The following is a 24,493-nucleotide window of genomic DNA, read 5'->3' as shown; positions in this document are numbered from 1 at the left end:
AATATCTTAGATAAATACCGTTTTCTCCTTTAAATGACTGGTTCTAAGAAACAGTTGCAAGACCTACCCCCCAAAACCAAGTCTTTCAGCCAACTATTTTCATAGGTATATCCGTAGTCTGCCAACAACCGACAATAGAAAATAAATACTTCGCCATTAAAAGCTATGTTTCAGATGCAGTTGCATATATGAACTGCATCTGAAACATAGCTTCATTTTTAAGAACGACAGATGGGCAAAGTGCGGGCATCCATAAAGCATTGTTATTGGAAGAACACATCGTCCAGCCTGCTGGCATTTTCTTCTTCCATTTCAGTCAATTTGTCCTTACAAGGGTCAAAATCACCTGGAATGTCAAAGCGTTCCTCTTCAGAATAGCCCAATTCCTTATCAGCATAAACTTTTTGCATAAAGAGTCCCCATACCGGAAGTGCCATCGAAGCACCTTGTCCATCACGCATCGTGTCAAAATGGATATCACGCTCTACACCGCCAACCCAGCATCCAGACACCAATGAAGGAGTAAATCCCATAAACCAACCATCCGAATTACGGTTAGTTGTTCCGGTCTTTCCACCCATATCTGCCTTAATGCCATACAAACGGCGCACACGTCCTCCGGTACCCTCATTAATAACGGCACGCAGCATCACCAACATTTTATAAGCACTCGATTCACTGATTACCTCATCGACCTGTGGAGTAAAGTTAGCAATGACATTTCCCTCATTATCCTCAATGCGCGAAACAAACAGCGGTGCCGTGCGGATGCCCCGGTTGGCAAATGCCGTATAAGCACTAACCATTTCTCCTACCGATATCTCACACGGACCCAGACAAAGAGAGACAGTGGGCTGTATGTCTTTGTTCAGCACACCGAACGAGTGAATCAACCTCGCCAGCGCATAAGGGCTAAGCTTACTCATCAGATAAGCCGATATCCAGTTATTCGAGTTGGCAAGTCCCCACTTCAGAGTAACCACTTCACCATAATGCGAACGGGAAGAGTTACGTGGCGACCAAGCTTTTCCGTTCTCATCGAAAAGTGTCTGTTCCACATTACGTACTTCATCACAAGGCGAAAAACCATTCTCCATCGCTAGCGAATAAAGGAAAGGCTTGATGGTAGACCCTACCTGACGGCGTCCTACCATTGCCATGTCATACTGGAAGTAATTATAATTAGGCCCGCCTACGTATGCCTTCACATAACCGGTCACAGGATCCATCGACATGAACCCGGCACGCAGAAAATACTTATAATAACGAATGGAGTCCATCGGTGTCATGATGGTATCTTTTTCTCCCTCGTATGAAAAAACCGTCATCTCATGCTTGGTGTTGAAGGCCTGACGGATTTCTTCTTCCGAGCATCCTGCTTTCTTCATCTGACGGTAGCGGTCGGTCTGACGCATTGAGCGGTCCATTATCTCGTTCACTTCTTCTTGCGTCAGCTGGTTGGTATAAGGAGCTGTCTTCCGCCCCATCTTCTCCTTAAAGAAGCGAGGCTGGAGATACTTCGCCACATGCTCGTAAACCGCCTCTTCAGCATATTGCTGCATCCGGGAGTTGATAGTGGTGTAAATCTTCAACCCGTCGGTGTAAATGTTATAGTTGGTGCCATCCTTTTTCTTGTTCTTCGCACACCAACCGTAAAGCGGATTGGTTTTCCAGGCAATGGAGTCTTCGTAATACTGCTGCATCTGCCAGCCGCGATACTTACTCTTATCGGGCTGCTTAGCAGTCATTATATGACGCAGGTATTCACGAAAATAAGTAGCCAGCCCATCCTTATGGTCAACAGGCTGGAACCTTAACTTGAGCGGAAGTGCCTGCAACGAGTCACATTCAGCCCGCGTAATATAATTCGCCTTGCGCATCTGGTCGAGCACTGTATTTCGACGTCCCCGCGAACGTTCGTTAAACCTGCGCGGATTATAAAGCGAAGGATTCTTACACATGCCAACCAGTGTTGCAGCCTCTTCGATGGAAAGTTCTTTCGGATCTTTCGAGAAATAAGTTTTTGCCGCCGTTTTGATACCCACAGCATTGTTTAAGAAATCGAACTTATTGAGATACATCGTGAGGATTTCCTCTTTTGTATAATAACGCTCCAACTTGACGGCTATCACCCACTCTATCGGCTTCTGTAACAGACGTTCCATCACATTGTCTGCCGTAGGTGAATAAAATTGCTTGGCAAGCTGCTGGGTAATCGTACTGCCTCCTCCGGCATTCTTCTGCATCAGTATTCCGCGCTTGATTACCGCACGCAAGAAAGCACGAAAATCAATGCCGGAATGTTCGCTGAAGCGCACGTCTTCTGTAGCAATCAATGCATGAACCAAATTGGGCGACAAATCATTATAGCCTACATAAACACGATTTTCCTTGCTATACGACCATGTCCCCAGTAATTGGTCATCATCGGATATAATCTGGGTAGCAAATTTCAGATTGGGATTTTCCAATTCCTCCACCGGAGGCACATAGCCTATCCATCCTTTCGCTATAGCCGTAAATACAACCGCCACGGCCAGAATACTCAAGACCACCAAAATCCACAATGCGCATATGAACTTCTTTCTCATAATTCTTATACCTTAATATATAAACATAGAACCCAGGAAATACAATGGCACAAAAAGAGGAATGTCTTGCTTCGCCGACAAAGAAAAACACTGCACCTTCATACTCTTGTGTCCGATATTACTCTTTACGAAGTGCAAAAGTATAAAAAATGCCGGAATAAAAACCGTTCATTCTATTTTTTTGACTATCTTTGAACTCCGGTATTTATTAAAGAACTATCATTAAACGGAAAATATGGAAAATAGAAGTTTAGTCACTATTGCCAACCACTCGAAGGAACGCATCCTTTATCTGCTGGAAATGGCACAAGAGTTTGAAAAGAAACCAAACCGTCACTTGTTGGACCAGAGAATCGTTGCGACCCTTTTTTTTGAACCTTCCACCCGCACGCGTCTGAGTTTTGAGACAGCTGCCAATCGTTTAGGTGCAAAAGTCATCGGATTCACCGACCCCAAGGTGACAAGTTCTTCGAAAGGAGAAACCCTGAAAGACACCATCATGATGGTAAGCAATTATGCCGATATCATCGTCATGCGTCACTACTTGGAGGGAGCCGCACGCTATGCCAGCGAAATAGCACCCGTTCCTATCGTCAACGCGGGCGACGGGGCCAACCAGCATCCTTCTCAAACCATGCTTGACCTCTATTCCATCTATAAGACACAGGGTACACTGGAAAATCTGAACATCTATCTGGTAGGTGATTTGAAATACGGACGCACAGTACATTCCCTCCTGATGGCAATGCGCCATTTTAACCCGACTTTCCATTTCATCGCCCCCAACGAACTGAAAATGCCGGAAGAATACAAACTGTACTGCAAGGAACATCACATCCATTACGAAGAACACAGCGACTTCAACGAGGAAACCATTGCCAATGCAGACATCCTGTACATGACCCGTGTACAACGCGAACGCTTCACCGACCTGATGGAATACGAACGGGTAAAAGACGTATATATCCTGCACAACAAAATGCTGGAGCACACACGGCCTAACCTTCGCATCCTTCATCCGTTGCCCCGCGTGAACGAAATAGCCTACGATGTGGATAATAACCCGAAAGCCTACTATTTCCAACAAGCACAAAACGGCCTGTACGCACGTGAAGCCATTCTTTGTGATGTATTAGGAATTACGCTGGACGAAGTGAAAGCAGATACCAACCGAATCATGAACCTTTAAAACTTTTGATGTAATGAGCAACAAAAAAGAATTGCAAGTAGCCGCCCTTGAGAACGGAACGGTAATCGACCATATACCTTCAGACAAGCTGTTTACCGTAGTATCCTTGCTCGACCTGCAACACATGGACAGCAACATCACTATCGGAAACAACTTCGAAAGTAAAAAACTGGGAAAGAAAGGCATCATCAAGATTGCCGGACGGTTCTTTACCGATGAGGAAATCAGCCGCCTTTCTGTAGTGGCACCCAACATGAAGCTGAACATCATCCGCAACTACGAGGTAGTGGAAAAGAAAGAAGTGGTGATGCCATCCGAACTGAAAGGAATCGTGAAATGCAACAATCCCAAATGCATCACCAACAACGAGCCGATGCAGACGTGGTTCCATGTCGCCGACAAAGAACAAGGTATCCTGAAATGCCATTATTGCGAGAAAGAACAACAGGTAGACAACATCAAACTAATCTGACACACAAACCATGAAACAAGACTGGAAACCTGGCACGATGATATACCCCCTGCCAGCCGTACTTGTGAGTTGCGGAAGCACGGAAGAAGAATACAACATACTGACCATAGCGTGGGTAGGAACCATCTGTTCCAACCCACCCATGTGCTACATCTCCGTACGACCGGAACGACACTCCTACCCGATTCTGAAAAAGAACATGGAATTTGTCATCAACCTGACCACCAAAGATATGGCATTCGCTACCGATTGGTGCGGTGTACGCTCAGGCAAAGACTATAATAAGTTTGAGGAAATGCACCTCACACCAGGCAAGGCTTCAATGGTGCAGGCACCACTCATCGAGGAATCACCTCTATGTATCGAATGCAGGGTGAAAGACATTATCGCCCTTGGCTCGCACGACATGTTCATAGCAGATGTCGTCAATGTAAAAGCTGATGAAAAATATTTAAACACAGAAACCGGGAAATTTGAACTCGCACAATCCAATCTATTAGTATATATCCACGGCGGATATTATGAAACAGGAGAAAAAATAGGAAAATTCGGTTGGTCTGTAGAAAAGAAGAAATAAGATGAGAACAAATGCCTTTATCCTGCTTTGCCTTATGGGGCTGTCCGGACTTTCCGCACACGCCCAAACAGAATCGCGCAATGAGACAAACGACCCCAAGGTCAATATAGGCATCAAGGCAGGATTTAATTCCACCATGTTCTTCATCGACCATTTTACATTAGGAGAAAATGAGCTGCAAGATATCCAGAACAACTACAAGATAGGATATTTCGGAGCCTTTTTCTGCCGCTTCAATTTTAAAAAACACCATTTCCTACAAACCGAATTTTCGTATAACGTTTCAAAAGGGAGTATTTCGATTCCGAATGATGTAAACAATGCAGGACTAATAGATGACAATGCCTTGGTAAAAACAGACATCCATTCTATCGACATGCCTTTGCTTTATGGTTACAAATTCGTAGATGCCTATCCATACGGCATGGCATTCTTTATCGGACCGAAAGTTGCATACGCATGGGAAAAACATACCAAAAGCGAATATTCCGGGTTTTATCAGCAAGGAATCAAAGAAGAAATACGTCCCTTCTGCTTTAGTGGAGTAGTCGGACTTGCAGTCAATGTATCAAACATTTTTTTCGACTTCCGCTATGAAATCGGATTACACGATTTGGTTCAATCCATCACATACGACAAGACACTGACTGAAAATCCTTATAATACCCAAGACATTTCCCTAAAACGTCGCCGGAATGTATTAAGTTTCTCAGTAGGTGTAATATTTTAACATCAAATTATTTTATCAAAAAAACATACAAATATGAAAAGAGACGATTTAATTTTCGACATTATCGAAAGAGAACACCAACGTCAACTGAAAGGCATAGAACTGATTGCTTCCGAAAATTTCGTAAGCGATGAAGTAATGCAAGCCATGGGGTCATGCCTCACTAATAAATATGCCGAAGGTTATCCTGGCAAACGCTATTATGGAGGTTGTGAAGTTGTAGACCAAAGCGAACAACTCGCCATCGACCGCATCAAGAAAATCTTCGGTGCCGAATGGGCAAACGTCCAGCCTCACTCTGGAGCACAAGCCAATGCAGCCGTATTCCTTGCAGTATTAAACCCTGGAGACAAGTTCATGGGACTGAATCTGGCACACGGAGGACACTTATCCCACGGTTCGGCCGTCAACACTTCAGGCATCATCTACACACCTTGCGAATATAACCTGAATAAAGAAACCGGACGTGTAGACTATGACCAGATGGAAGAAATCGCACTACGCGAACATCCCAAATTGATTATCGGAGGTGGTTCTGCCTATTCACGCGAATGGGATTACAAACGCATGCGCGAAATTGCAGACAAAGTAAATGCCATTCTGATGATTGACATGGCTCACCCAGCCGGACTGATTGCTGCCGGTCTGCTCGACAATCCAGTAAAATACGCACATATCGTAACGTCTACTACTCATAAAACTTTACGAGGACCACGTGGAGGCATCATCCTAATGGGAAAAGACTTTCCCAATCCTTGGGGAAAGAAAACGCCCAAAGGTGAAATCAAAATGATGTCACAATTGCTTGACTCTGCCGTATTCCCCGGTATCCAGGGTGGCCCGCTGGAACATGTGATTGCAGCAAAGGCTGTCGCCTTTAATGAAATCCTCCAACCCGAATGGAAAGACTATGCTTTACAAGTAAAGAAAAATGCCGCTACATTAGCACAAGCATTGATAGACCGCGGATTTACCATCGTATCCGGCGGTACAGACAACCATTCGATGTTAGTAGACCTGCGAACCAAATATCCCGACCTGACCGGAAAAGTAGCTGAGAAAGCGTTGGTTTCGGCAGATATTACCGTAAATAAGAACATGGTTCCGTTTGATACCCGTTCAGCATTCCAAACCTCTGGAATCCGTTTAGGAACTCCAGCCATTACGACACGGGGTGCAAAAGAAGACCTGATGTATGAAATTGCCGAAATGATAGAAACGGTATTATCGAACGTAGACAATGAAGAAGTGATAGCTTCCGTTCGTACCCGTGTAAACAACACGATGAAAAACTATCCCTTATTTGCATATTAAATGTATAATATAAAAAGCTTATGAAAAAAACAAGTTGTATGGCTATCTTACTGAGCGGATGCTTGGTACTTAGCGGTTGCGGAAGTTTAAACAACACCGCCAAAGGAGGAATGATTGGAGGTGGTGGCGGAGCAGCTTTGGGTGCCCTCATCGGAGGTATTGCCGGTCATGGAAAAGGCGCAGCAATCGGTGCTGCTGTAGGAGCTGCCGTAGGAACAGGCGCAGGGGTCTTGATTGGTAAGAAAATGGATAAGGCTGCCGAACAGGCTGCGCAAATCGAAGGAGCAGAAGTAGAACAGGTTACGGATAACAATGGCTTACAAGCCGTCAAAGTAACATTCGATTCGGGCATCTTATTTGCTACCAGCAGCTCTACCCTGAGCACTTCTGCCAAAGCGGCTCTAAGCAAATTTGCCAACAACGTATTAATCCAAAATCCCGATATGGATGTAGCCATCTATGGATATACCGACAATACGGGTTGGAAAAACAGCACCGCAGAACAAAGTGTACAGAAAAATCAAGCCCTCTCACAAGAACGAGCACAAAGTGTATCCAGCTACCTTCTCAGTTGCGGTACTACTGCCTCACAAATCAAAACAGTGGAAGGATTGGGCGAAAGCAATCCGGTTGCAGACAACAGCACCGAAGCAGGCCGTCAAGAAAACCGGCGTGTAGAGGTATATATGTATGCCAGCCAGCAAATGATACAAGCAGCCGAAGCTGGCACATTGCAATAATATGGCAGAACAATACTGAATCAAGGATATTCAGTAAATGACCTCAAAAATTAAATGGCATATGAAGATGATTGCCTATACTCATCTCATATGCCATTTTTATTGGATTCTCACTTATGTTGTATAAATCCTGTTTTATACTTCTTGCGGCATTAATTTGTGCATTTTGTCGCTTGTCACATTTGTCAAGCTGGATTTGTGCCTGTACACTTTATGTCTACCGGTTGCTTTTCCAAGCCAAACCCTAACATCAGCTTAGTCCGACCATCCAATCTCCATGACTACCTTGTTTGTAAGATTATTAATCTTCATGCCGGAAGATTATTAATCTTCACGCTGTAAGATTAATAATCTTACAAGCAAGGCAGCTATATTGCGGAGAGAACAAAGCTTGATTGTCATGCCGGACGTGTAAGCCGGCGTAATTGAAGAAGCGGATTGACAATCCGGTGTGACACAGGCAACAGAAGTAATACCGACTGTGTGTATTCCATTAAAATGCACAATTCCACACTGTTCAAAATATAAGCTTTGTAATTCTGCATTTCTAGGAATAGCCAGAGTTAAATGCATAGCAACCGGCATACTCCCAAACATCGAACAGAAAAAAGACCGCTTCTCCCGAAGCAGTCTTTTTAATATCCAATTGAATTTGTTAGGGTTAGTATAAGCATTTGTAAATGCTAAGTGTGGTGCAAAGATACAACTTTATTTGATTACTTGATAAAAACTTTCCCAATTATTATTGAATTCCATCATAGAATGGAAAAGAAAGTTAGCTCCTTCTTGTGTCAATACTTCGTCAGGTAAGGGGCCGGTATTTACCGCTACTGTAAAAATGCCTGCCGCTACTCCTGCTTTTACTCCCAATGGGGCATTTTCTACCACGATGGCTTCGTTTGCTTTTACCCCTGCTTTCTGGAGTCCCATAAGATAAGGCTCCGGATTGGGCTTTCCGTATTTGACATCAAAAGCCGTTACCATTAATTCAGGTCTGAAAATATCCGGAAAGTTCTTATTGAGCCGTTCCAATAATGATTTTTGACCTGAACCGGTGACAATGACCGGTGTTAATCCTTCTCCTTTTATTTTTTGTAATAATTCGTATGCGCCCGGCATACGTTCTGCTTGGGGTAACGAATTGAAAATTTCGGATTTGGTTTCGTAGATGTTTTCAATTTCTTCATCCGTCGCTTCTTTCTTCCGCTGGCGGGCGCTTATGATGTTGATAGTATCTGCTCCCGTACGCCCTTCGTGCAAATAAGCCTCTTCAGGAGACATTTGCAGGTTGTAACGTTTCATCGCTTCGTGCCACGCTGCCGCATGGTTTTTCATGGAGTCGAACAATACGCCGTCCATGTCGAATAATACAGCTTTCAAGTCGAGTGACCCGAAGCGATGTGCTTGCAGATAAGTCCGAATTGCTTCTTCAAACATAGGCTACTTGTTCAAACGGGCTTGGATAGCTTTCGATTCTGCTTCGTATCCCGGTTTGTTCAGCAAGGCGAACATGTTTTTCTTGTAAGCTTCTACACCTGGCTGGTTGAACGGATTGACTTCCAGCAAATAGCCGCTGATACCGCATGCTTTTTCAAAGAAATAAATCAGCTCGCCCAGATAGAATTCATTCAGCATCGGAACACTGACGCGCATATTGGGCACTCCTCCGTCTACATGGGCCAATTGAGTACCTAATTCTGCCATCTTATTGACTTCATCAATGCGTTTTCCGGCAAGGAAGTTCAGACCGTCCAAGTTTTCTGCATCGGTAGGAACTTTCAATTCATGGTTAGGTGTCTCGACGGACACTACGGTTTCATAAATGGTACGTTCGCCTTCCTGAATCCACTGTCCCATTGAGTGTAAGTCTGTAGAGAAGTCTACCGAGCTTGGATAAATGCCTTTGTGGTCTTTCCCTTCCGATTCGCCGAACAATTGTTTCCACCATTCCATGAAATAGTGCAGTTTAGGCTGGAAGTTGACGAGGATTTCAATTTTCTTTCCATTCTGGTACAGTTCATTGCGAGTTGCCGCATATAAGGCAGAAGGATTTTCCATCAGGTTCTCGCTGGCACATACCTTTTCCATTTCGCGTGCTCCGTTTACCAGCTGTTCGATATCGAATCCTGCCACGGCAATGGGCAACAGACCTACCGGAGTCAATACAGAGAAACGTCCGCCTACATTGTCAGGAATGATAAACGACTTGTATCCTTCTTTGTCGGCAGTAGTGCGGGCTGCACCTTTCTTGGCATCGGTTACAGCTACGATAACTTTGCGTGCCATTTCTTTACCGCGTTGTCTTTCGCATTGCTCTTTCAACAAACGGAATGCGAGGGCGGTTTCTGTTGTTGTTCCTGATTTGGATATGTTGATGATACCAAACTTTTTATCTTGCAAGTAAGAGGTCAACTCGTACAGATAGTCTTCGCCGATGTTATGTCCTGCGAATAAAATAACGGGCTGGCCTGCTTTTTTCTCTTTCAGCCATGCAAAACTGTCAGACATCGCTTCGATAACGGCACGGGCACCCAAGTAGCTTCCTCCAATGCCGGCAACAACTACTACTTCACAATTTTCACGTAATACTTGAGCTGTAGCTTTTAAATCGTCCAAGTGTTCTTGAGTGATAGAAGAAGGCAGATGCAGCCATCCCAGGAAATCGTTTCCAAGGCCGGTGCCTTTTTCCAGAGTTTCCATACAAGCTTTTACTTTGGGTTCGTAAGAAGCTAATTTTTCTTTAGAAATGAATCCTAAAGTCTTTTCGATGTTAAGTTTGATATTTTCCATAATAGTATATGTATTTTATCTGAATGAATCAGTCAGTAATTTTATCTCAATCATGGGAGAAATGCGTTCGTACAGGATGTTGTAGACAGCATCTACTATCGGCATATTCACATGCAGGTGCTTGTTCAGTTCCTTGATGCATTTTGTGCCGTAATAGCCCTCTGCTATCATTTCCATTTCGATTTGTGCACTTTTCACCGAGTATCCTTTGCCTATCATGGTACCGAACACACGGTTACGGCTGAAGTTGGAATAAGAGGTAACGAGCAAATCGCCTAAATAAGCCGAGTCGTTGGTGCATCGGTCTACCGGATGTACCGTGTCTAAGAAACGGTTCATCTCTTGCAGGGCATTCGAGACCAATACAGCCTGGAAATTATCTCCATACTTCAGACCGCTGCAGATACCTGCCGCTATGGCGTATACGTTTTTCAACACCGAAGCATATTCGATTCCTGCCACATCCGTATTTACGGAAGTCTTGATATATTGTCCGCTCAGCTGGCGGGCGAACATTTTGGCTTTTTCGATGTCTTTACATCCCACGGTAAGGTAAGAAAGACGCTCCAGAGCCACTTCTTCCGCGTGGCAAGGACCTGCCAGTACGGCGATGTTTTCTTCGGGCACATCATACATCTTGTGAAAATAATCGGATATGATCATGTTTTCATCGGGTACGATACCCTTGATGGCTGTTACGATGAACTTGTCCTTTAGCTTCGTTTTCAGCTTTTTCAGGTGTGCTTTCAAGTAAGGTGAAGGAGTGACGAATATCAGCGTATCCGATTCTCTCACTACTTTGTTTATATCCGATGAAAAGTTAATGCATTTGATGTTGAAGCGCACACTGGTCAGGTAAGCCGGATTATGCCCCAACCGCTTGAAGTCCTCGATGCGGTCGTCTCGGCGCATATACCAGTTTATCGTACCGGCTTGGGCAAGGACAATCTTTGCGATAGCCGTTGCCCAGCTTCCTCCACCCATGATTGCTATTTTCCCGGGTAATTTCATGTTTGTTTTTTACTTACATGATTTTACTTATCCATGCTGCGATTTCGTCAACACTTGGATTAGCCAGTCCCAATTTATATTTCTTGTTTACTCCGCAGATGTCCATTTGCAGCTTTTGCGGATTAACTTCTTTCATGTCTGATACCAAATTATATCCTGCTTTTTGGATAAGCGGGACCCATTCTTCAGGAATGCCTAAAGCAGTAAATTTCTCAGTTTTATCTTTAGGGGCCACCTTTTCGGGACGCATCTGCGGGAAGAACAATACTTCCTGAATGAAAGTCTTGCCCGTCATAAGCATAACCAGACGGTCGATGCCGATTCCGATACCGCTTGTAGGAGGCATACCGTATTGCAGGGCACGCAAGAAGTCCTGGTCAATAATCATCGCTTCATCATCGCCTTTGTCGGCTAAGCGCATCTGTTCCTTGAAGCGTTCTTCCTGGTCTATCGGGTCATTCAGTTCCGAGTATGCATTGGCAAGCTCTTTCCCGTTTACCATCAGTTCGAAACGTTCGGTCAGTCCGGGTTTCGAGCGGTGCATCTTGGTAAGGGGCGACATCTCTACGGGATAATCGGTGATGAACGTGGGTTGTATAAAGGTGCCTTCGCAGAACTCGCCGAAGATTTCATCAATCAGCTTGCCCTTGCCCATGGTGTCGTCGATTTCCATGTTCAGCTTTTGGCACACTTCGCGGATTTGTGCCTCGTCCATGCCAGTCAGGTCATAGCCGGTCTTTTCTTTGATGGCTTCCAGGATAGGCAAGCGGCGGTAAGGCGCCTTGAAGCTGATGATGTTTCCGTCTATTTCACGTTCGGGCTTTCCGTTTACGGCAATGCAGACGGTTTCCAACAGCTTCTCGGTGAATGCCATCATCCAGTTGTAATCCTTATACTGTACGTACAGTTCCATACAAGTGAACTCCGGATTATGATTGCGGTCCATGCCTTCGTTGCGGAAGTTCTTGCCGATTTCGTATACACCTTCGAATCCGCCCACGATGAGCCGCTTCAGATAAAGTTCGGTCGCGATACGCAGGTACATGTCGGTATCAAGAGCGTTGAAGTGGGTAATGAAGGGCTTGGCGCTTGCACCGCCTGCAATGTTCTGCAAGGTAGGAGTCTCTACCTCCGTATAGCCGGCTTCGTCCAGTACGCGGCGGATGGTACGTATCACCGTAGCGCGTTGCAGGAAGATGTCTTTCACTCCGTCATTTACTATCAGGTCCACGTAGCGTTGGCGATAGCGCAGTTCGGGGTCTTCGAACTTGTCATACGCCACGCCATCCTTGTATTTTACAATGGGAAGCGGGCGGAGCGATTTCGCCAGCACGGTCAGCTTCTGCGCATGGATGGATATTTCTCCCATCTGAGTTCGGAATACAAAACCTTCAATGCCGATGAAGTCGCCTAAGTCGAGCAAGCGTTTAAATACCACATTATATAAATCTTTGTTTTCATCCGGACAGATGTCATCACGGGTGATATATACTTGGATACGTCCTTTCGAGTCTTGTAGTTCGATGAAAGAAGCTTTCCCCATTACACGACGTGACATCATGCGTCCTGCAACTGATACTTTGCGCGGTTCTGCCTCATCATCCTTGAATTCAGCTTTTATATCGGTTGAAAATGCATTAGTTACATACTCGGCAGCAGGGTACGGTTCTATGCCCATCGCTTTCATCTCATTCAGACTGTTACGCCTGATAATCTCCTGTTCACTTAGTTCTAATACGTTCATTTGTCAGTACATTAACTCAATTTCGCTACAAAAATAAAAAATATTTTGCAATCTATCCCTATGTTCACCATTTCTTTTTATGAATTCCACCTTAAGCTGGCAGCTTCTGACTTCTTTTGCCTCTTGGAAAATGCTTTCGTTAGTACCCTATCGGCAAGACTTCGAAGCCCATTTATTAAAATTTTACTCATTTTGTTGGGTAATGCCGATTAATTCGTTACCTTTGGGGATGTTTCTAACGATATGAAAAGCATTATGAAAGTCATTATTCTGCAAACCGATATTTGTTGGGCAAATCCAGCAACGAATCAAAAGCATATTGAAAAGATGATGGAGGCGCATACGGGAGCCGACCTTTATGTGCTGCCCGAAATGTTTTCGACCGGTTTTTGTACGCAGCCTGAGGGAGTGGCAGAGACGGAATGCGAGTCACTTCGATGGATGGAGCAACAAGCAAGGAAACGCGAATGCGCTATTGCCGGAAGCGTAGCAACCGAAGAAGACGGTAAATATTACAATCGTTTTTATTTTGTATACCCTGATGGGCAGGTATGCTGGTACGACAAAAAGCATTTGTTCACATACGGGGGCGAAGATAAGCATTATACGCCTGGCAATAAACGTGTGATTGTTCCGTTTCGGGGCGTACGCTTCCTGTTGGAAGTCTGCTATGACCTGCGTTTTCCTGTCTGGTCGCGCAATCGGGGCGATTACGATGCCATCCTTTATGTGGCAAGCTGGCCGACACCACGCGTGGAAGCATGGAAAATGTTGCTCCGTGCCCGTGCCATTGAGAATCAGTGCTATGTAATAGCCGTGAACCGTGTGGGTAAGGACCCTACATGTGAATATTGTGGGGGAAGTGCTGTAATAGACCCTTACGGGCACACACTAGCTGCCTGCAAGGACGAGTGTGAGGAAGGAACTGAAGCCATCGTGGATATGGACAGTTTGGAAGTTTTCCGCAAAAAGTTTCCCGTACTGGACGATGCCGACGGATTTTCTTTGTCTTTTTCCACTACAGATTATTAATTGATTAAAATGAAAAAATTCATCACGAAAACACGAAATCCAGTTAATGATTAATGTCAATGTGTGGATAACTAATCACAGAGAATAGTCTCATTGCTGTTATCATTTTTTATTATTACATTTTGGATTCATGTTATTCGATGGTGAACCAATAAACACATTTATGGAAAATAGCGAAAAATTTTTATTATTGGGTGACCAGGCAATAGCTTTGGGAGCCATCCATGCAGGGATTTCAGGGGTATATGCCTATCCGGGAACTCCCTCAACCGAGATTACGGAATACATACAAGATTCGTCTCTGGCAAAAGCCAGAGGATTACACAGTACCTGGTGTACTAACGAGAAGACTGCAATGGAAGCGGCTTTAGGAGTTTCGTATGTGGGCAAGCGTGCATTGGTATGCATGAAACACGTGGGCATGAACGTATGTGCCGATGCTTTTGTTAATTCTGCCATCACGGGAGTGAACGGCGGTATCGTAGTTGTAGCGGCAGACGATCCTTCAATGCATTCATCGCAGAACGAACAAGACTCTCGTTTTTATGGCAAGTTTGCAATGGTACCTGTCTTAGAACCTTCATCGCAACAAGAGGCATACGATATGATGGCATATGCCTACGAACTTTCGGAACGGGAAAAACTTCCTGTACTGATGCGTATTGTAACTCGTTTGGCACACTCACGTGCAGCGGTGCAAGTGAAAAGTTCATTTCTTGATGTGACTTGTACGGGAAGGGAATCAGTACCTTCCGATTGGGTATTGCTGCCAGGTAATGCTCGCCGGCGCTATCTGGAAGTAATTGCCGCCCAACCCCAACTGCTTCAGTTAGCGGAAACTTCTCCTTTCAATAAAACCGTATCACGCGAAGGAAAGGCTGAACGGTGCATTGTAGCATGCGGCATCGGTTATAACTATGTGATGGAAAATTATCCCGAAGGATGTCCGTTCCCGATGGTAAAGGTATCGCAATACCCGCTCCCGATGAAACAGATAGCCGACCTGGCAGAGTCGTGTAAGGAAATACTAGTGGTGGAAGACGGCCAGCCTTTTGTAGAAGAACAATTGAAAGGTTTGCTTCCTTCTCCCTACGTAGTGAAAGGACGTCTGAGCGGAGACTTGCCACGCACCGGAGAATTAACCCCTGATAGTGTGAAGATAGCATTAGGCATTGCCAGCGTAGAGGTGTATGCTCCTGCGCAACATTTAGTACCGCGTCCACCTGCCTTGTGTGTTGGATGCGGCCATCGTGACGTATATGATGCATTAAACCGTGTGGCTGCCGAATATCCAGGTGCGAAAATCTTTGGTGACATCGGATGCTATACGCTGGGAGCGCTTCCTCCGTTCCGTGCATTAAATAGTTGCGTGGATATGGGTGCGTCCATCACAATGGCGAAAGGTGCGGCAGATGCCGGACAATTCCCTGCCATTGCGATTATCGGAGACTCTACATTTACTCATTCAGGAATGACCGGTCTGTTAGATGCAGTGAACGACAAAGCAAACATCACCGTAGTGATTTCGGATAATCTTACCACAGCCATGACCGGCGGACAGGACTCGGCAGGCACCAACAAATTTGAAGCCATCTGCCTGGGGCTGGGCGTAGAGCCAGAGCACGTACGCGTGGTAGTTCCTCTGCCTAAGAATATGGATGAAATTACCCGCATCATCCGCGAAGAAATCGAGTATCGGGGTGTATCGGTTATTATTCCGCGACGTGAGTGCATACAGACATTAAACCGTAAGTTGAAAAAGAAAAGAGCAGAAAAGAAATGAAAACAGACATTATACTTTCAGGAGTTGGTGGACAAGGTATCTTGTCCATTGCTACCATCATTGGAGAAGCGGCCACCCGTATGGGGTTGGCATTAAAACAAGCCGAAGTACACGGGATGAGTCAGCGTGGGGGCGATGTGCAGTCGAACCTCCGTCTCTCGGACAAACCTATTGCGTCCGATCTTATCCCTTTAGGAACAGCAGATATGATTCTTTCGCTTGAGCCGATGGAGGCGTTGCGTTATCTACCTTTTTTGGCTAAAGACGGATGGATTATTACTTCGTCTGCTCCGTTCAAGAACATCTCTAACTATCCAGATGAGCAAGCCTTGACAGATGAACTGAAAGCACAGCCCCACGTAGTGTCACTCGATGTGGAACAATTGGCGAAAGAAAACCAAATGCCAAAGTCTGCAAATGTAATTTTACTGGGAGCTGCATCGGCATTCCTCAAGATTCTCGACCCTGCCACGTTACGCGAAAGCGTGGGACGTATATTCGCCTCGAAAGGAGAAGAAGTCGTGCAAATGAATTACCGTGCTTTCGACATCGGTCACAACTATGTGAAAAAGCTTGGATTTGTGAAGGAATAATAATGCAGGTCCATACTGATTTTCGCAGATTATTGCGATTCATTTATATTACTGTTTCAAGTGTCCATCGTCAATTGAAATAATCGATTAATCTGCGAAAATCAATATTTTCAAATTGTAAATTATTATATATATTATATGAGCAGTATATTTAATAAGGAATTGGTTGCAGAAGTGGCACGCGAGTTGAAAGTCGCCGACTTGCAAAATGCCACTATCGGCGATGTGTTGCTTGTAGCATCCCGTTTAGAAGAACTGACGGGCATTCCGTTTATCCGTATGGATCAAGGTTCTCCCGGACTCCCGGCAAACAAGGTAGGTATTGAGGCTGAGAAGAAAGCTCTTGATGCGGGATTGGGAGCACAATATCCTGCTGCAGCCGGTGTTCCCGAACTGAAGGAAGCAGCATCCCGTTTCGTAAAAGCATTTATTGATATTGATATCTCTCCTCGCGCATGCATACCTACTACAGGCTCGGTAGCAGCATCATTTGGAGCATTCATTGCCTGTACCCAGCGTATTCCAGGTAAAGATAAAGTGCTTTTCATCGACCCTGGTTTCCCTATCCAGAAGTCGCAACTCCGCATACTGGGCGTAAAATGGGAATATTTTGACATCCACGATTTTCGGGGAAATCCGCTTCGGACCAAACTGGAGAGTTATCTAGAGAAAGGAGATATAGCGGCGATAGTTTATTCTAATCCGAATAACCCTGCATGGATATGTCTGGAGGAAGAGGAATTGAAAATCATCGGCGAACTTGCCACCCGCTATGATGCTGTGGTAATGGAGGACCAGGCTTATTTCTGTATGGATTTCCGCCACCCGTATGGTCATCCGTACCAAGCTCCGTTCGTGCCTACCGTGGCACGCTATACCGACAATTACATCCTGATGCTTTCTGCCTCGAAAATATTCAGCTATGCCGGTCAGCGTATAGCCTTGGCTTGCATATCCGACAAGCTTTTCGACCGTCAGTATCCAGCGTTGGCAGAGCGGTATGAAAACTTGGGAGTATTTGGTCCCACTTTAATCGCTTCCATTCTTTATATGATTACTTCGGGATGTACTGCTACTACCCAATACGGAATGGCAGAGATGCTTAACCGCTCGGTTTCGGGTGAAATCAATTTCGTAGAAGATGTACGCGAATACGAGCGTCGTGCCCGTCGGATGAAGCAGATATTCACGGAAAACGGTTTTACCATTGTGTACGATAGAGATGTGACCCAACAGGTGGGCGACGGTTTTTTCTTCACATTAGGTTATCCGGGTATGACTGGAGGAGAACTTCTTTTAGAATTGATGTATTACGGAGTGAGTAGCATTTCACTCTCTACTACCGGAAGCGAGCAGCAAGGTGTTCGTGCTTGTACCTCGCGGATGTGCGAAGAACTTTATCCGGTGTTGGAAGAACGGATGAAAGCGTTTCATGAGGACCACAACATAATGAATAATAAACAATGAAAATTGTAATTGATAGCAATGAGCCATGCTCAGCCTTAAATTATTAACCATTAATTATTAACAGATTAAATGATTTGGAATCCCAATAAAGAATGTATGCCTCGCGAACAGTTACGTGAGCTGCAAGGCAAACGGTTGCAAAAGCTTGTTGCCTACGTTTATCATAATGTGCCGTTCTATCGGCATAAGATGCAAGAAATGGATTTGATGCCTGAAGACATCAGGAGTATTGATGATATCGTGAAGCTTCCCTTCACCACTAAGCAAGACCTGCGTGACAACTATCCTTATGGACTGATGGCAGCACCGAAATCGGAAGTAGTGCGAGTACATGCCTCATCGGGAACAACTGGAAATCCAACCATCGTGGGCTACACACGCAAGGACCTTGCGATATGGTCGGAGGTGATGTCGCGTTGCCTTTCGGCATATGGCGTGACACGTGAAGATACTTTCTCTGTGAGTTATGGGTATGGATTATTTACAGGAGGTTTAGGAGCGCACTACGGAGTAGAAAACCTAGGTGCCACGGTAATACCAGCTTCGACTGGCAACACAGAAAAACACGTGCGACTTATTCGAGATTTAAAGATTACGGGCATTGCCTGTACCCCATCGTATGCTCTCTACCTAGCAGAAACAGTAGACAAGATGGGCATTAATAAAAATGATTTAAGCCTGCGTATCGGAGCATTCGGAGCTGAACCGTGGACAGAGCATATGCGGCAGGAAATACAGGAACGACTAGGGCTGAAAGGATATAACCTGTATGGCTTGAGCGAGATTATGGGACCGGGTGTGTCATGCGAGTGCGAGGCACAGCATGGATCGCATATCCACGAAGACCATTTTTATCCTGAAATCATTGACCCTGTTACCTTGGAGCCTCTCCCTATTGGAGAACAAGGTGAATTGGTATTCACCACACTTACCAAAGAAGGGATGCCTTTACTACGTTACCGCACCAAAGACCTTACTTCGCTGATGCCCGGCGAATGCGCTTGTGGGCGTACCAGCGTACGTATGACTCCCATTATGGGGCGGAGCGATGACATGCTGATTATCCGTGGTATCAATGTCTTTCCTTCACAAGTGGAAAGTGTGATATTGAGTATGAAGGAGTTCGAACCACGATATATGCTTGTAGTAGACCGGGTAAACAATCTCGACACCTTACAAGTACAGGTGGAAGTTCGACGTGATTACTTTAACGACGATATCGGCGGTATGCTAGCTTTGAGAAAACAGTTGGCAGACAAGTTGAAGAGTGTGCTTTCCATCAGTGCTGACGTGAAATTAATGGAACCAAACAGCATTCAACGCAGCCAGGGCAAATCACAACGTGTAATAGATAAACGGGTATTGGTGTAAAAATTTGTTCCAGATAGTTTTACAGGACATATTTAGAGTTTAGTCAACTTAAAATAAAAAACTTATGACAATTAAACAATTATCAGTCTTCTTAGAAAACAAAACCGGACGAATCAACGAAGTAGTACGTATCTTGGGGACGAACGGTATCAATATGCATGCTTTCAGTATGGCGGAGACAACAGATTTCGGCATTCTCCGCTTAATAGTGTCTGATGTAGACAAAGCAGTAGAAGTACTTCGCTCACATGATTTTGCCGTGATTTCCACAGATGTCGTTTGTTTAAGTTGTGTCAATGAACCAGGTGCATTGGCAGTCATTTTGGAATACCTGGCACAAGAACAGATTTTTATCGAGTACATGTATGCCTTCGCCCAAAACGACCGGGCGAACGTGGTCATCAAGCCTAACGACCTGAAGCATTGCCTGGAAGTGCTTCAAGCCCACCAATGCGATGTATTGACCTTTTGACAATTTATTCACTAATTTTCTGTTTTACAGTGATGACTTTTACATTCCACCATCTGTAGGAACAAGGTCTTGCCCACTTATACGTTATTCACGTTTATGCTTCCAAGCAGGCAACTCCTGTTCTTACAGAAAGTTGGTGAAAGGAGCCTTACAAACAAAAAATTGTTTTCAACCGGAAACTTGTATCCGATTTGTCAATTGCCTATTGTATAGAAATGCAATTCATTTTCCAGTTTGCGCACGCGCTCTTGCAGGTCTTCTATCCGCCGGAGCAGGTGTCGGATGGCATCGATGCCTTCGATGTTAATCGACAAGTCGTAATACAGATGGGTGTAACGCTCCAGTTCGCCCAGCTGGGAGGCAGGGAAATAACCGGTATTTCCGATAATTTCTACATCTATCAGTCCGCCTTCGCCCAACATCAGCACGAAATCCGGCTCAATGTCGCACCGTTCGCAATAATCGTTTATGATAATCAAATCGTTTTGCATAATCTTTGAGTTTTTAAGTTGTTGAGTTTGAAACACAGATTTTCGTGGATTAAAACAAACGATTAAGAACAATAATCTGCGATAATCCGCATTAATCTGCGTTTCAATAAAAGCATCACGCTCCTTTTTGCAACTCCCGGAAGAGGTCTTTCTGATGTTCCGTGAGCGAAGTCGGGATAGTTATATGATACGTTACCAGCAGGTCGCCGAAACTGCCTTCTTGCTTGTAGACCGGAAAGCCTTTGCCCTTCAGGCGCACCATCGCGCCGTTTTGCGTGCCGGGACGCACCTTCAGTTTCACTTGCCCGTCGAGCGTATTCACCGTGACCTCGCCGCCCAACACAGCCGTGTAAAGGTCGATGGTGACATCGGTATACAGGTCGTTGTCTTTCCGCTTGAATACAGGGTCGTCGCCCACTACGAACGTGATGTACAAGTCGCCGTCCGGACCTCCGTTGGCACCTTTCCCGCCATGGCCTTTCAGCTTGATGACCTGCCCGTCCGCCACACCTGCAGGCACCGTGATACGCAAGGTTTCTCCGCCCACGGTAAAAGTCTGCTTATGCGTCGCCGCCGCCTCACGCAACGTAAGGTGCAGCTCCGCTTCGATATCCTGCCCTCGGAAGGCTCCTCTTCCCCGCCGGTCGCTTGCACCTCCACGGTGCCCGAACAGTTCTTCGAAGAAATCGGAGAAGCCCCCGGCATTTCCGCCAAATCCGCCGGTAAAATGCTGCCCGTCGGTAGAATACCAGTATTCCGTTCCGCCGGCGGCATCTCCCTGACGTGCCTGATAAGCCCTCTGCTGTGCTTCGAACTCATCGGCATGCTTCCAGTTCTCCCCGTAAGCGTCGTATTTCTTTCGCTTCTCGGGGTCGCTCAATACCTCGTTGGCCTCGTTTATCGCCTGAAACTTTTCCTTCGCGCTCGGGTCGTTCGGGTTCAAGTCCGGGTGATACTTGCGTGCCAACTTACGGTATGCTTTCTTGATGTCGTCTTGAGTTGCCGTTTTGTCAACTCCCAAAATGCTGTAATAGTCTATGTAAGCCATATAGTCAGTTGTTTTTTTACGCGAAAAGGAACAAAGTATATGCCAATGACATTATTTTAACTATCTTTGCACTAACCGACAATTTGTCACATCACATAAAAACCAAACTTATGCATATCCGAAACTATCTTATGGCGTTGCTCGGCGCCGGAAGCATGCTGGGCGTACAGGCATCGAACACCGAAGAAATTACCATCAAACTGTTGGAGACAAGTGACGTGCACGGGGCTTATTTCCCCTACGACTTTATCAACCGGAGGCCGCAGAAGGGCAGCCTGGCACGGATTTCCACCTTCGTGGATGCCCAGCGCAAGCAATACGGCGACAACGTACTGCTTTTCGATAACGGAGACATCCTGCAAGGACAGCCCGTAGCCTATTACTACAACTACATCGACACGGCCTCGACCCACGTATGCGCTGCCATGCTCAACTACCTGAAATACGACGCAGGCAATATGGGGAACCACGACATCGAGACAGGACATGCCGTATACGACCGCTGGGCGAAGCAATGCCGCTTTCCGATGCTGGGCGCCAACATCATCGACCGGCGCACGGGCGAGCCTTACTTTCCTCCATACCGCGTGTTCGAACGCAACGGCGTGCGCATCGCCGTGCTGGGGCTTATCACACCCGCCATCCCCTCGTGGCTGCCCGAAACGATGTGGAGCGGACTGCGCTTCGAGGATATGGAAACATGCGCGCGCCGATGGGCAGGCATTATCGCCGCCAAAGAGCATCCCGATGTACTGGTAGGGCTGTTTCATGCCGGACCGGAAGGGAACCTGCTGGATAATGTAGTAGAAAACGGCTCGGAAGCGGTGGCACGCAACGTGCCGGGCTTCGACATTGTATTCATGGGGCACGACCACCGCCGCCTGTGCAAGAAGATATGCAACGCGGAAGGCGACTCGGTATTGCTCATCAATCCTGCCAATGCCGCCCGCACCATAGCCGACGTAACCCTGAAAGTGACGCGCCAAGACGGACGCATCCTGAAGAAAACGGTTGAAGGCAAGCTGAGCGATGTGTCCTCCCTTCCCGTCGACGAAGACTTCATGCAGGCGTTCGACCCGCAATACCAAGCCACGCTCGGTTTCGTGTCGCGCAAGATAGGAAGCATCCGGCAAACCATCTCCACGAAAGACGCCTATTTCGGCTCTTCGGCATTCATCGACCTGCTCCACCAGCTCCAGCTCGACATTACAGGAGCCGACATCTCGTTCTGCGCCCCGCTCTCGTTTGATGCTGAAATCAAGGCGGGCGACATCTACATGAGCGACATGTTCAACCTCTACAAGTACGAAAACCTGCTCTACACGATGCGCCTTACCGGACGCGAAATCAAAGGTTTCCTCGAGATGTCGTATGCCATTTGGACAAACCGGATGCAATCACCCGACGACCACCTGCTCCTGCTCAACGACAAAGACGAAGGCTTCGGCCGCCTGAAGAACCCAAGCTTCAACTTCGATTCGGCGGCAGGCATTCTTTACACGGTAGATGTCACCAAGCCCGAAGGCGAGAAAATCACCATCACGAGCTTAGCAGACGGCACACCGTTCGACCTTGACCGCACTTACACCGTAGCCGTCAATTCGTACCGGGGCAATGGAGGAGGTGACTTGCTGACCCGAGGGGCAGGCATCCCAAAAGAAGAACTCCCCCGGCGCATCGTCTTTTCTACCGACAAAGACCTGCGCTATTACCTGATGAAACGCATCGAAGAGGTCGGGACACTCGACCCGCATCCCTTGAACCACTGGCGTTTCATCCCCGATGAGTGGGTAAAACCTGCCGCCGAACGCGACCGGAAAGTATTGTTTGAATAATCTGCCACAGATTACGCAGATTTAGATAATTGATTAAAAAGAAAGCACTCCATTGAATAAAAAAATCAAATCTATCCCTATTCTGATAATCACCGCTTGTCTGGCTCTCACCTCGTGCGCCACCGCTTCCTTCTCGAAATACAAAGGAGTGGGGCGCATCAAGCGGTATGAGATTTACAGCGAGCAAGTGCCCGACTCTTTCAACGGGTTCCGCATCGCTTTTGCTTCCGACTTCCATTACGAAAGCCGGTTTGATGCCAAGCGCCTGCATGGAGGCATCCGTGCCTTGCAAGCGGCAGATGCAGATGTCCTCTTATTGGGAGGAGACTATCGCGGACGGGAAGGAGGAGATATGGAAGAACTGTTCTCGGCACTGGCACAGGTAAAGACACGTTTCGGCACATACGCCGTCATGGGCAACCACGAACGGGGAGAAAGCGATACCTTGGTGCGCCGCGCCATGGCACATACGGGAGTGCGTCTGCTGGAACATAAAACGGATACCTTATGGAAAGGAAACGAATACATCCTGATATGCGGTATCCGCAATCCGTTCGACCTGAAACGGAACGGTGTATCGCCTACCCTTGCGCTTCGTGCGGAAGACTTTGTGGTAATGCTGGTACATACCCCCGATTATGTGGAAGACACGGACGTATCGAACACCGACCTTGCCTTGGCAGGACATACGCATGGCGGACAAGTCAGCCTGTTCCGCCGGTGGAGTCCTGCACACTTCTCCAAATACGGGAACCGCTTCCTCACGGGACTGAAGCACAACAGCCAGGGCATCCCCCTCATCATCACCAACGGGCTGGGCACCTCGCGGAAAGACATTCGCCTCTTCACGCCCAGCGAAGTGGTAGTAGTAGAACTCAAACAACAATTCCCCAAGCCATCAAAATAATTGGAGTTTCTGATTGGGTCATATTATCAATCCAGATAGCATCTTTTTATAGTTTCCATATCAAAACCGTACGTTCTCCATATCGAAAACATACGGTTTCCATATGGAGAACGTACGGTTTTGATATGGAGAACGTAAAAAGAAGACAGTCAGAAACAGAAACTGAATCTTTCAATCATACATTTATTCGTATCTGCTGAACAAACGTAGAAACAGTTTCTTCCAGGTTTTAGAAGCTGTTTTGAATTTATCGTGCGATGATTTGGGATGAGTTTTTGAGGCATTTTTGCTTCTGTGATGAGGAAGATAGCGGGCTATCTGACGAAGAACAGGAGC

Annotated in this window: 21 protein-coding genes; 14 read left to right on the top strand and 7 right to left on the bottom strand. The window is 46.2% G+C overall.

The features are described 5' to 3' along the window. Positions 1-263: 263 nt before the first annotated feature. Positions 264-2,591, bottom strand: coding sequence for a transglycosylase domain-containing protein (locus B5F78_RS09105; protein WP_022039876.1), 2,328 nt, complete (start codon positions 2,589-2,591; stop codon positions 264-266). 235 nt (positions 2,592-2,826) lie between these two features. Here B5F78_RS09105 and pyrB point away from each other — a divergent pair, with 235 nt between their 5' ends. The 6 genes from pyrB to B5F78_RS09075 are packed head-to-tail and all read left to right on the top strand — an operon-like array spanning position 2,827 to position 7,613. Next, positions 2,827-3,780 (top strand): aspartate carbamoyltransferase, encoded by a 954-nt coding sequence (gene pyrB, locus B5F78_RS09100; protein ID WP_022039878.1) that lies wholly within the window; start codon positions 2,827-2,829, stop codon positions 3,778-3,780. A 13-nt stretch (positions 3,781-3,793) separates the two neighbouring features. Then, the gene (gene pyrI / locus B5F78_RS09095; RefSeq protein ID WP_022039879.1) at positions 3,794-4,252 is read left to right on the top strand and encodes an aspartate carbamoyltransferase regulatory subunit; all 459 of its coding nucleotides are present in this window, start codon (positions 3,794-3,796) and stop codon (positions 4,250-4,252) included. A gap of 10 nt (positions 4,253-4,262) precedes the next feature. Then, positions 4,263-4,829 (top strand): flavin reductase family protein, encoded by a 567-nt coding sequence (locus B5F78_RS09090; RefSeq protein WP_022039880.1) that lies wholly within the window; start codon positions 4,263-4,265, stop codon positions 4,827-4,829. A gap of 1 nt (position 4,830) precedes the next feature. Next, entirely contained in the window at positions 4,831-5,559 is a 729-nt protein-coding gene (locus B5F78_RS09085; protein WP_087406549.1) for a porin family protein, read from the top strand. A 33-nt stretch (positions 5,560-5,592) separates the two neighbouring features. Then, entirely contained in the window at positions 5,593-6,873 is a 1,281-nt protein-coding gene (gene glyA / locus B5F78_RS09080; protein ID WP_087209521.1) for a serine hydroxymethyltransferase, read from the top strand. A 20-nt stretch (positions 6,874-6,893) separates the two neighbouring features. Then, positions 6,894-7,613, top strand: coding sequence for an OmpA family protein (locus B5F78_RS09075; protein ID WP_022039883.1), 720 nt, complete (start codon positions 6,894-6,896; stop codon positions 7,611-7,613). Between the two features lie 708 nt (positions 7,614-8,321). Here the strand turns inward: B5F78_RS09075 and B5F78_RS09070 are convergent. Genes B5F78_RS09070 through lysS form a run of 4 tightly spaced genes read right to left on the bottom strand, consistent with a single transcriptional unit; the run spans position 8,322 to position 13,158 of the window. After that, positions 8,322-9,050 carry an HAD-IA family hydrolase gene (locus B5F78_RS09070; protein WP_022039884.1) on the bottom strand — a complete coding sequence of 243 codons (729 nt, stop codon included), beginning with the start codon at positions 9,048-9,050 and terminating at the stop codon, positions 8,322-8,324. A gap of 3 nt (positions 9,051-9,053) precedes the next feature. After that, positions 9,054-10,403 (bottom strand): glucose-6-phosphate isomerase, encoded by a 1,350-nt coding sequence (locus B5F78_RS09065; RefSeq protein WP_022039885.1) that lies wholly within the window; start codon positions 10,401-10,403, stop codon positions 9,054-9,056. Between the two features lie 15 nt (positions 10,404-10,418). After that, positions 10,419-11,414, bottom strand: coding sequence for an NAD(P)H-dependent glycerol-3-phosphate dehydrogenase (locus B5F78_RS09060; protein ID WP_013616264.1), 996 nt, complete (start codon positions 11,412-11,414; stop codon positions 10,419-10,421). Positions 11,415-11,427: 13 nt separating this feature from the next. Further along, positions 11,428-13,158, bottom strand: coding sequence for a lysine--tRNA ligase (gene lysS, locus B5F78_RS09055; RefSeq protein WP_022039886.1), 1,731 nt, complete (start codon positions 13,156-13,158; stop codon positions 11,428-11,430). A gap of 255 nt (positions 13,159-13,413) precedes the next feature. Between lysS and B5F78_RS09050 the strand changes: the two genes are divergently transcribed. From B5F78_RS09050 to B5F78_RS09025, 6 genes are all read left to right on the top strand, one after another. Then, positions 13,414-14,190, top strand: a complete 777-nt coding sequence (locus B5F78_RS09050; protein ID WP_087406548.1) for an amidohydrolase — start codon at positions 13,414-13,416, stop codon at positions 14,188-14,190. A 163-nt stretch (positions 14,191-14,353) separates the two neighbouring features. Then, positions 14,354-15,973: a thiamine pyrophosphate-dependent enzyme gene (locus B5F78_RS09045; RefSeq protein WP_087406547.1), complete on the top strand. Its 1,620-nt coding sequence runs from the start codon at positions 14,354-14,356 to the stop codon at positions 15,971-15,973. Beyond that, positions 15,970-16,566 carry an indolepyruvate oxidoreductase subunit beta gene (locus B5F78_RS09040; RefSeq protein ID WP_022039889.1) on the top strand — a complete coding sequence of 199 codons (597 nt, stop codon included), beginning with the start codon at positions 15,970-15,972 and terminating at the stop codon, positions 16,564-16,566. Before B5F78_RS09045 ends, B5F78_RS09040 begins: the two co-directional genes overlap by 4 nt. Before the next feature lie 138 nt (positions 16,567-16,704). After that, positions 16,705-18,033 (top strand): aminotransferase class I/II-fold pyridoxal phosphate-dependent enzyme, encoded by a 1,329-nt coding sequence (locus tag B5F78_RS09035; RefSeq protein ID WP_087246933.1) that lies wholly within the window; start codon positions 16,705-16,707, stop codon positions 18,031-18,033. A 69-nt stretch (positions 18,034-18,102) separates the two neighbouring features. Then, complete coding sequence (locus tag B5F78_RS09030; protein ID WP_022039891.1) at positions 18,103-19,404, top strand: phenylacetate--CoA ligase family protein; 1,302 nt, start codon at positions 18,103-18,105, stop codon at positions 19,402-19,404. Between the two features lie 64 nt (positions 19,405-19,468). Beyond that, entirely contained in the window at positions 19,469-19,876 is a 408-nt protein-coding gene (locus B5F78_RS09025) for an amino acid-binding ACT domain protein (protein ID WP_022039892.1), read from the top strand. A 194-nt stretch (positions 19,877-20,070) separates the two neighbouring features. On the opposite strand, the gene B5F78_RS09020 is transcribed toward B5F78_RS09025, so the two are convergent. Both B5F78_RS09020 and B5F78_RS09015 read right to left on the bottom strand, forming a co-directional pair. Continuing rightward, entirely contained in the window at positions 20,071-20,367 is a 297-nt protein-coding gene (locus B5F78_RS09020) for a chaperone modulator CbpM (protein ID WP_022039893.1), read from the bottom strand. Positions 20,368-20,482: 115 nt separating this feature from the next. Beyond that, the gene (locus B5F78_RS09015; RefSeq protein WP_087406546.1) at positions 20,483-21,415 is read right to left on the bottom strand and encodes a DnaJ C-terminal domain-containing protein; all 933 of its coding nucleotides are present in this window, start codon (positions 21,413-21,415) and stop codon (positions 20,483-20,485) included. A gap of 110 nt (positions 21,416-21,525) precedes the next feature. Between B5F78_RS09015 and B5F78_RS09010 the strand changes: the two genes are divergently transcribed. Together B5F78_RS09010 and B5F78_RS09005 are read left to right on the top strand one after the other, a co-directional pair. Continuing rightward, entirely contained in the window at positions 21,526-23,250 is a 1,725-nt protein-coding gene (locus B5F78_RS09010; protein ID WP_087406545.1) for a bifunctional metallophosphatase/5'-nucleotidase, read from the top strand. 64 nt (positions 23,251-23,314) lie between these two features. After that, positions 23,315-24,157: a metallophosphoesterase gene (locus B5F78_RS09005; RefSeq protein WP_087406553.1), complete on the top strand. Its 843-nt coding sequence runs from the start codon at positions 23,315-23,317 to the stop codon at positions 24,155-24,157. Positions 24,158-24,493: the final 336 nt, after the last annotated feature.

The organism is Bacteroides sp. An279 (assembly GCF_002159615.1).
In the GTDB taxonomy this organism is placed as follows: Bacteria; Bacteroidota; Bacteroidia; order Bacteroidales; family Bacteroidaceae; genus Phocaeicola; species Phocaeicola intestinalis.
Note: the sequence above shows the minus strand (reverse complement) of the source record. Positions and strands in the feature narration are given on the sequence as shown.

Coding starts and splice junctions, on each gene's coding strand:
- glyA (WP_087209521.1), top strand. CDS start 5,593: ATGAAAAGAGACGATTTAATTTTCGACATTATCGAAAGAGAACACCAA.
- B5F78_RS09090 (WP_022039880.1), top strand. CDS start 4,263: ATGAAACAAGACTGGAAACCTGGCACGATGATATACCCCCTGCCAGCC.
- pyrI (WP_022039879.1), top strand. CDS start 3,794: ATGAGCAACAAAAAAGAATTGCAAGTAGCCGCCCTTGAGAACGGAACG.
- B5F78_RS09060 (WP_013616264.1), bottom strand. CDS start 11,414: ATGAAATTACCCGGGAAAATAGCAATCATGGGTGGAGGAAGCTGGGCA.
- B5F78_RS09035 (WP_087246933.1), top strand. CDS start 16,705: ATGAGCAGTATATTTAATAAGGAATTGGTTGCAGAAGTGGCACGCGAG.
- B5F78_RS09050 (WP_087406548.1), top strand. CDS start 13,414: ATGAAAGTCATTATTCTGCAAACCGATATTTGTTGGGCAAATCCAGCA.
- B5F78_RS09065 (WP_022039885.1), bottom strand. CDS start 10,403: ATGGAAAATATCAAACTTAACATCGAAAAGACTTTAGGATTCATTTCT.
- B5F78_RS09105 (WP_022039876.1), bottom strand. CDS start 2,591: ATGAGAAAGAAGTTCATATGCGCATTGTGGATTTTGGTGGTCTTGAGT.
- B5F78_RS09045 (WP_087406547.1), top strand. CDS start 14,354: ATGGAAAATAGCGAAAAATTTTTATTATTGGGTGACCAGGCAATAGCT.
- B5F78_RS09040 (WP_022039889.1), top strand. CDS start 15,970: ATGAAAACAGACATTATACTTTCAGGAGTTGGTGGACAAGGTATCTTG.
- B5F78_RS09020 (WP_022039893.1), bottom strand. CDS start 20,367: ATGCAAAACGATTTGATTATCATAAACGATTATTGCGAACGGTGCGAC.
- B5F78_RS09015 (WP_087406546.1), bottom strand. CDS start 21,415: ATGGCTTACATAGACTATTACAGCATTTTGGGAGTTGACAAAACGGCA.
- B5F78_RS09085 (WP_087406549.1), top strand. CDS start 4,831: ATGAGAACAAATGCCTTTATCCTGCTTTGCCTTATGGGGCTGTCCGGA.
- B5F78_RS09025 (WP_022039892.1), top strand. CDS start 19,469: ATGACAATTAAACAATTATCAGTCTTCTTAGAAAACAAAACCGGACGA.
- B5F78_RS09010 (WP_087406545.1), top strand. CDS start 21,526: ATGCATATCCGAAACTATCTTATGGCGTTGCTCGGCGCCGGAAGCATG.
- lysS (WP_022039886.1), bottom strand. CDS start 13,158: ATGAACGTATTAGAACTAAGTGAACAGGAGATTATCAGGCGTAACAGT.
- B5F78_RS09075 (WP_022039883.1), top strand. CDS start 6,894: ATGAAAAAAACAAGTTGTATGGCTATCTTACTGAGCGGATGCTTGGTA.
- B5F78_RS09070 (WP_022039884.1), bottom strand. CDS start 9,050: ATGTTTGAAGAAGCAATTCGGACTTATCTGCAAGCACATCGCTTCGGG.
- pyrB (WP_022039878.1), top strand. CDS start 2,827: ATGGAAAATAGAAGTTTAGTCACTATTGCCAACCACTCGAAGGAACGC.
- B5F78_RS09030 (WP_022039891.1), top strand. CDS start 18,103: ATGATTTGGAATCCCAATAAAGAATGTATGCCTCGCGAACAGTTACGT.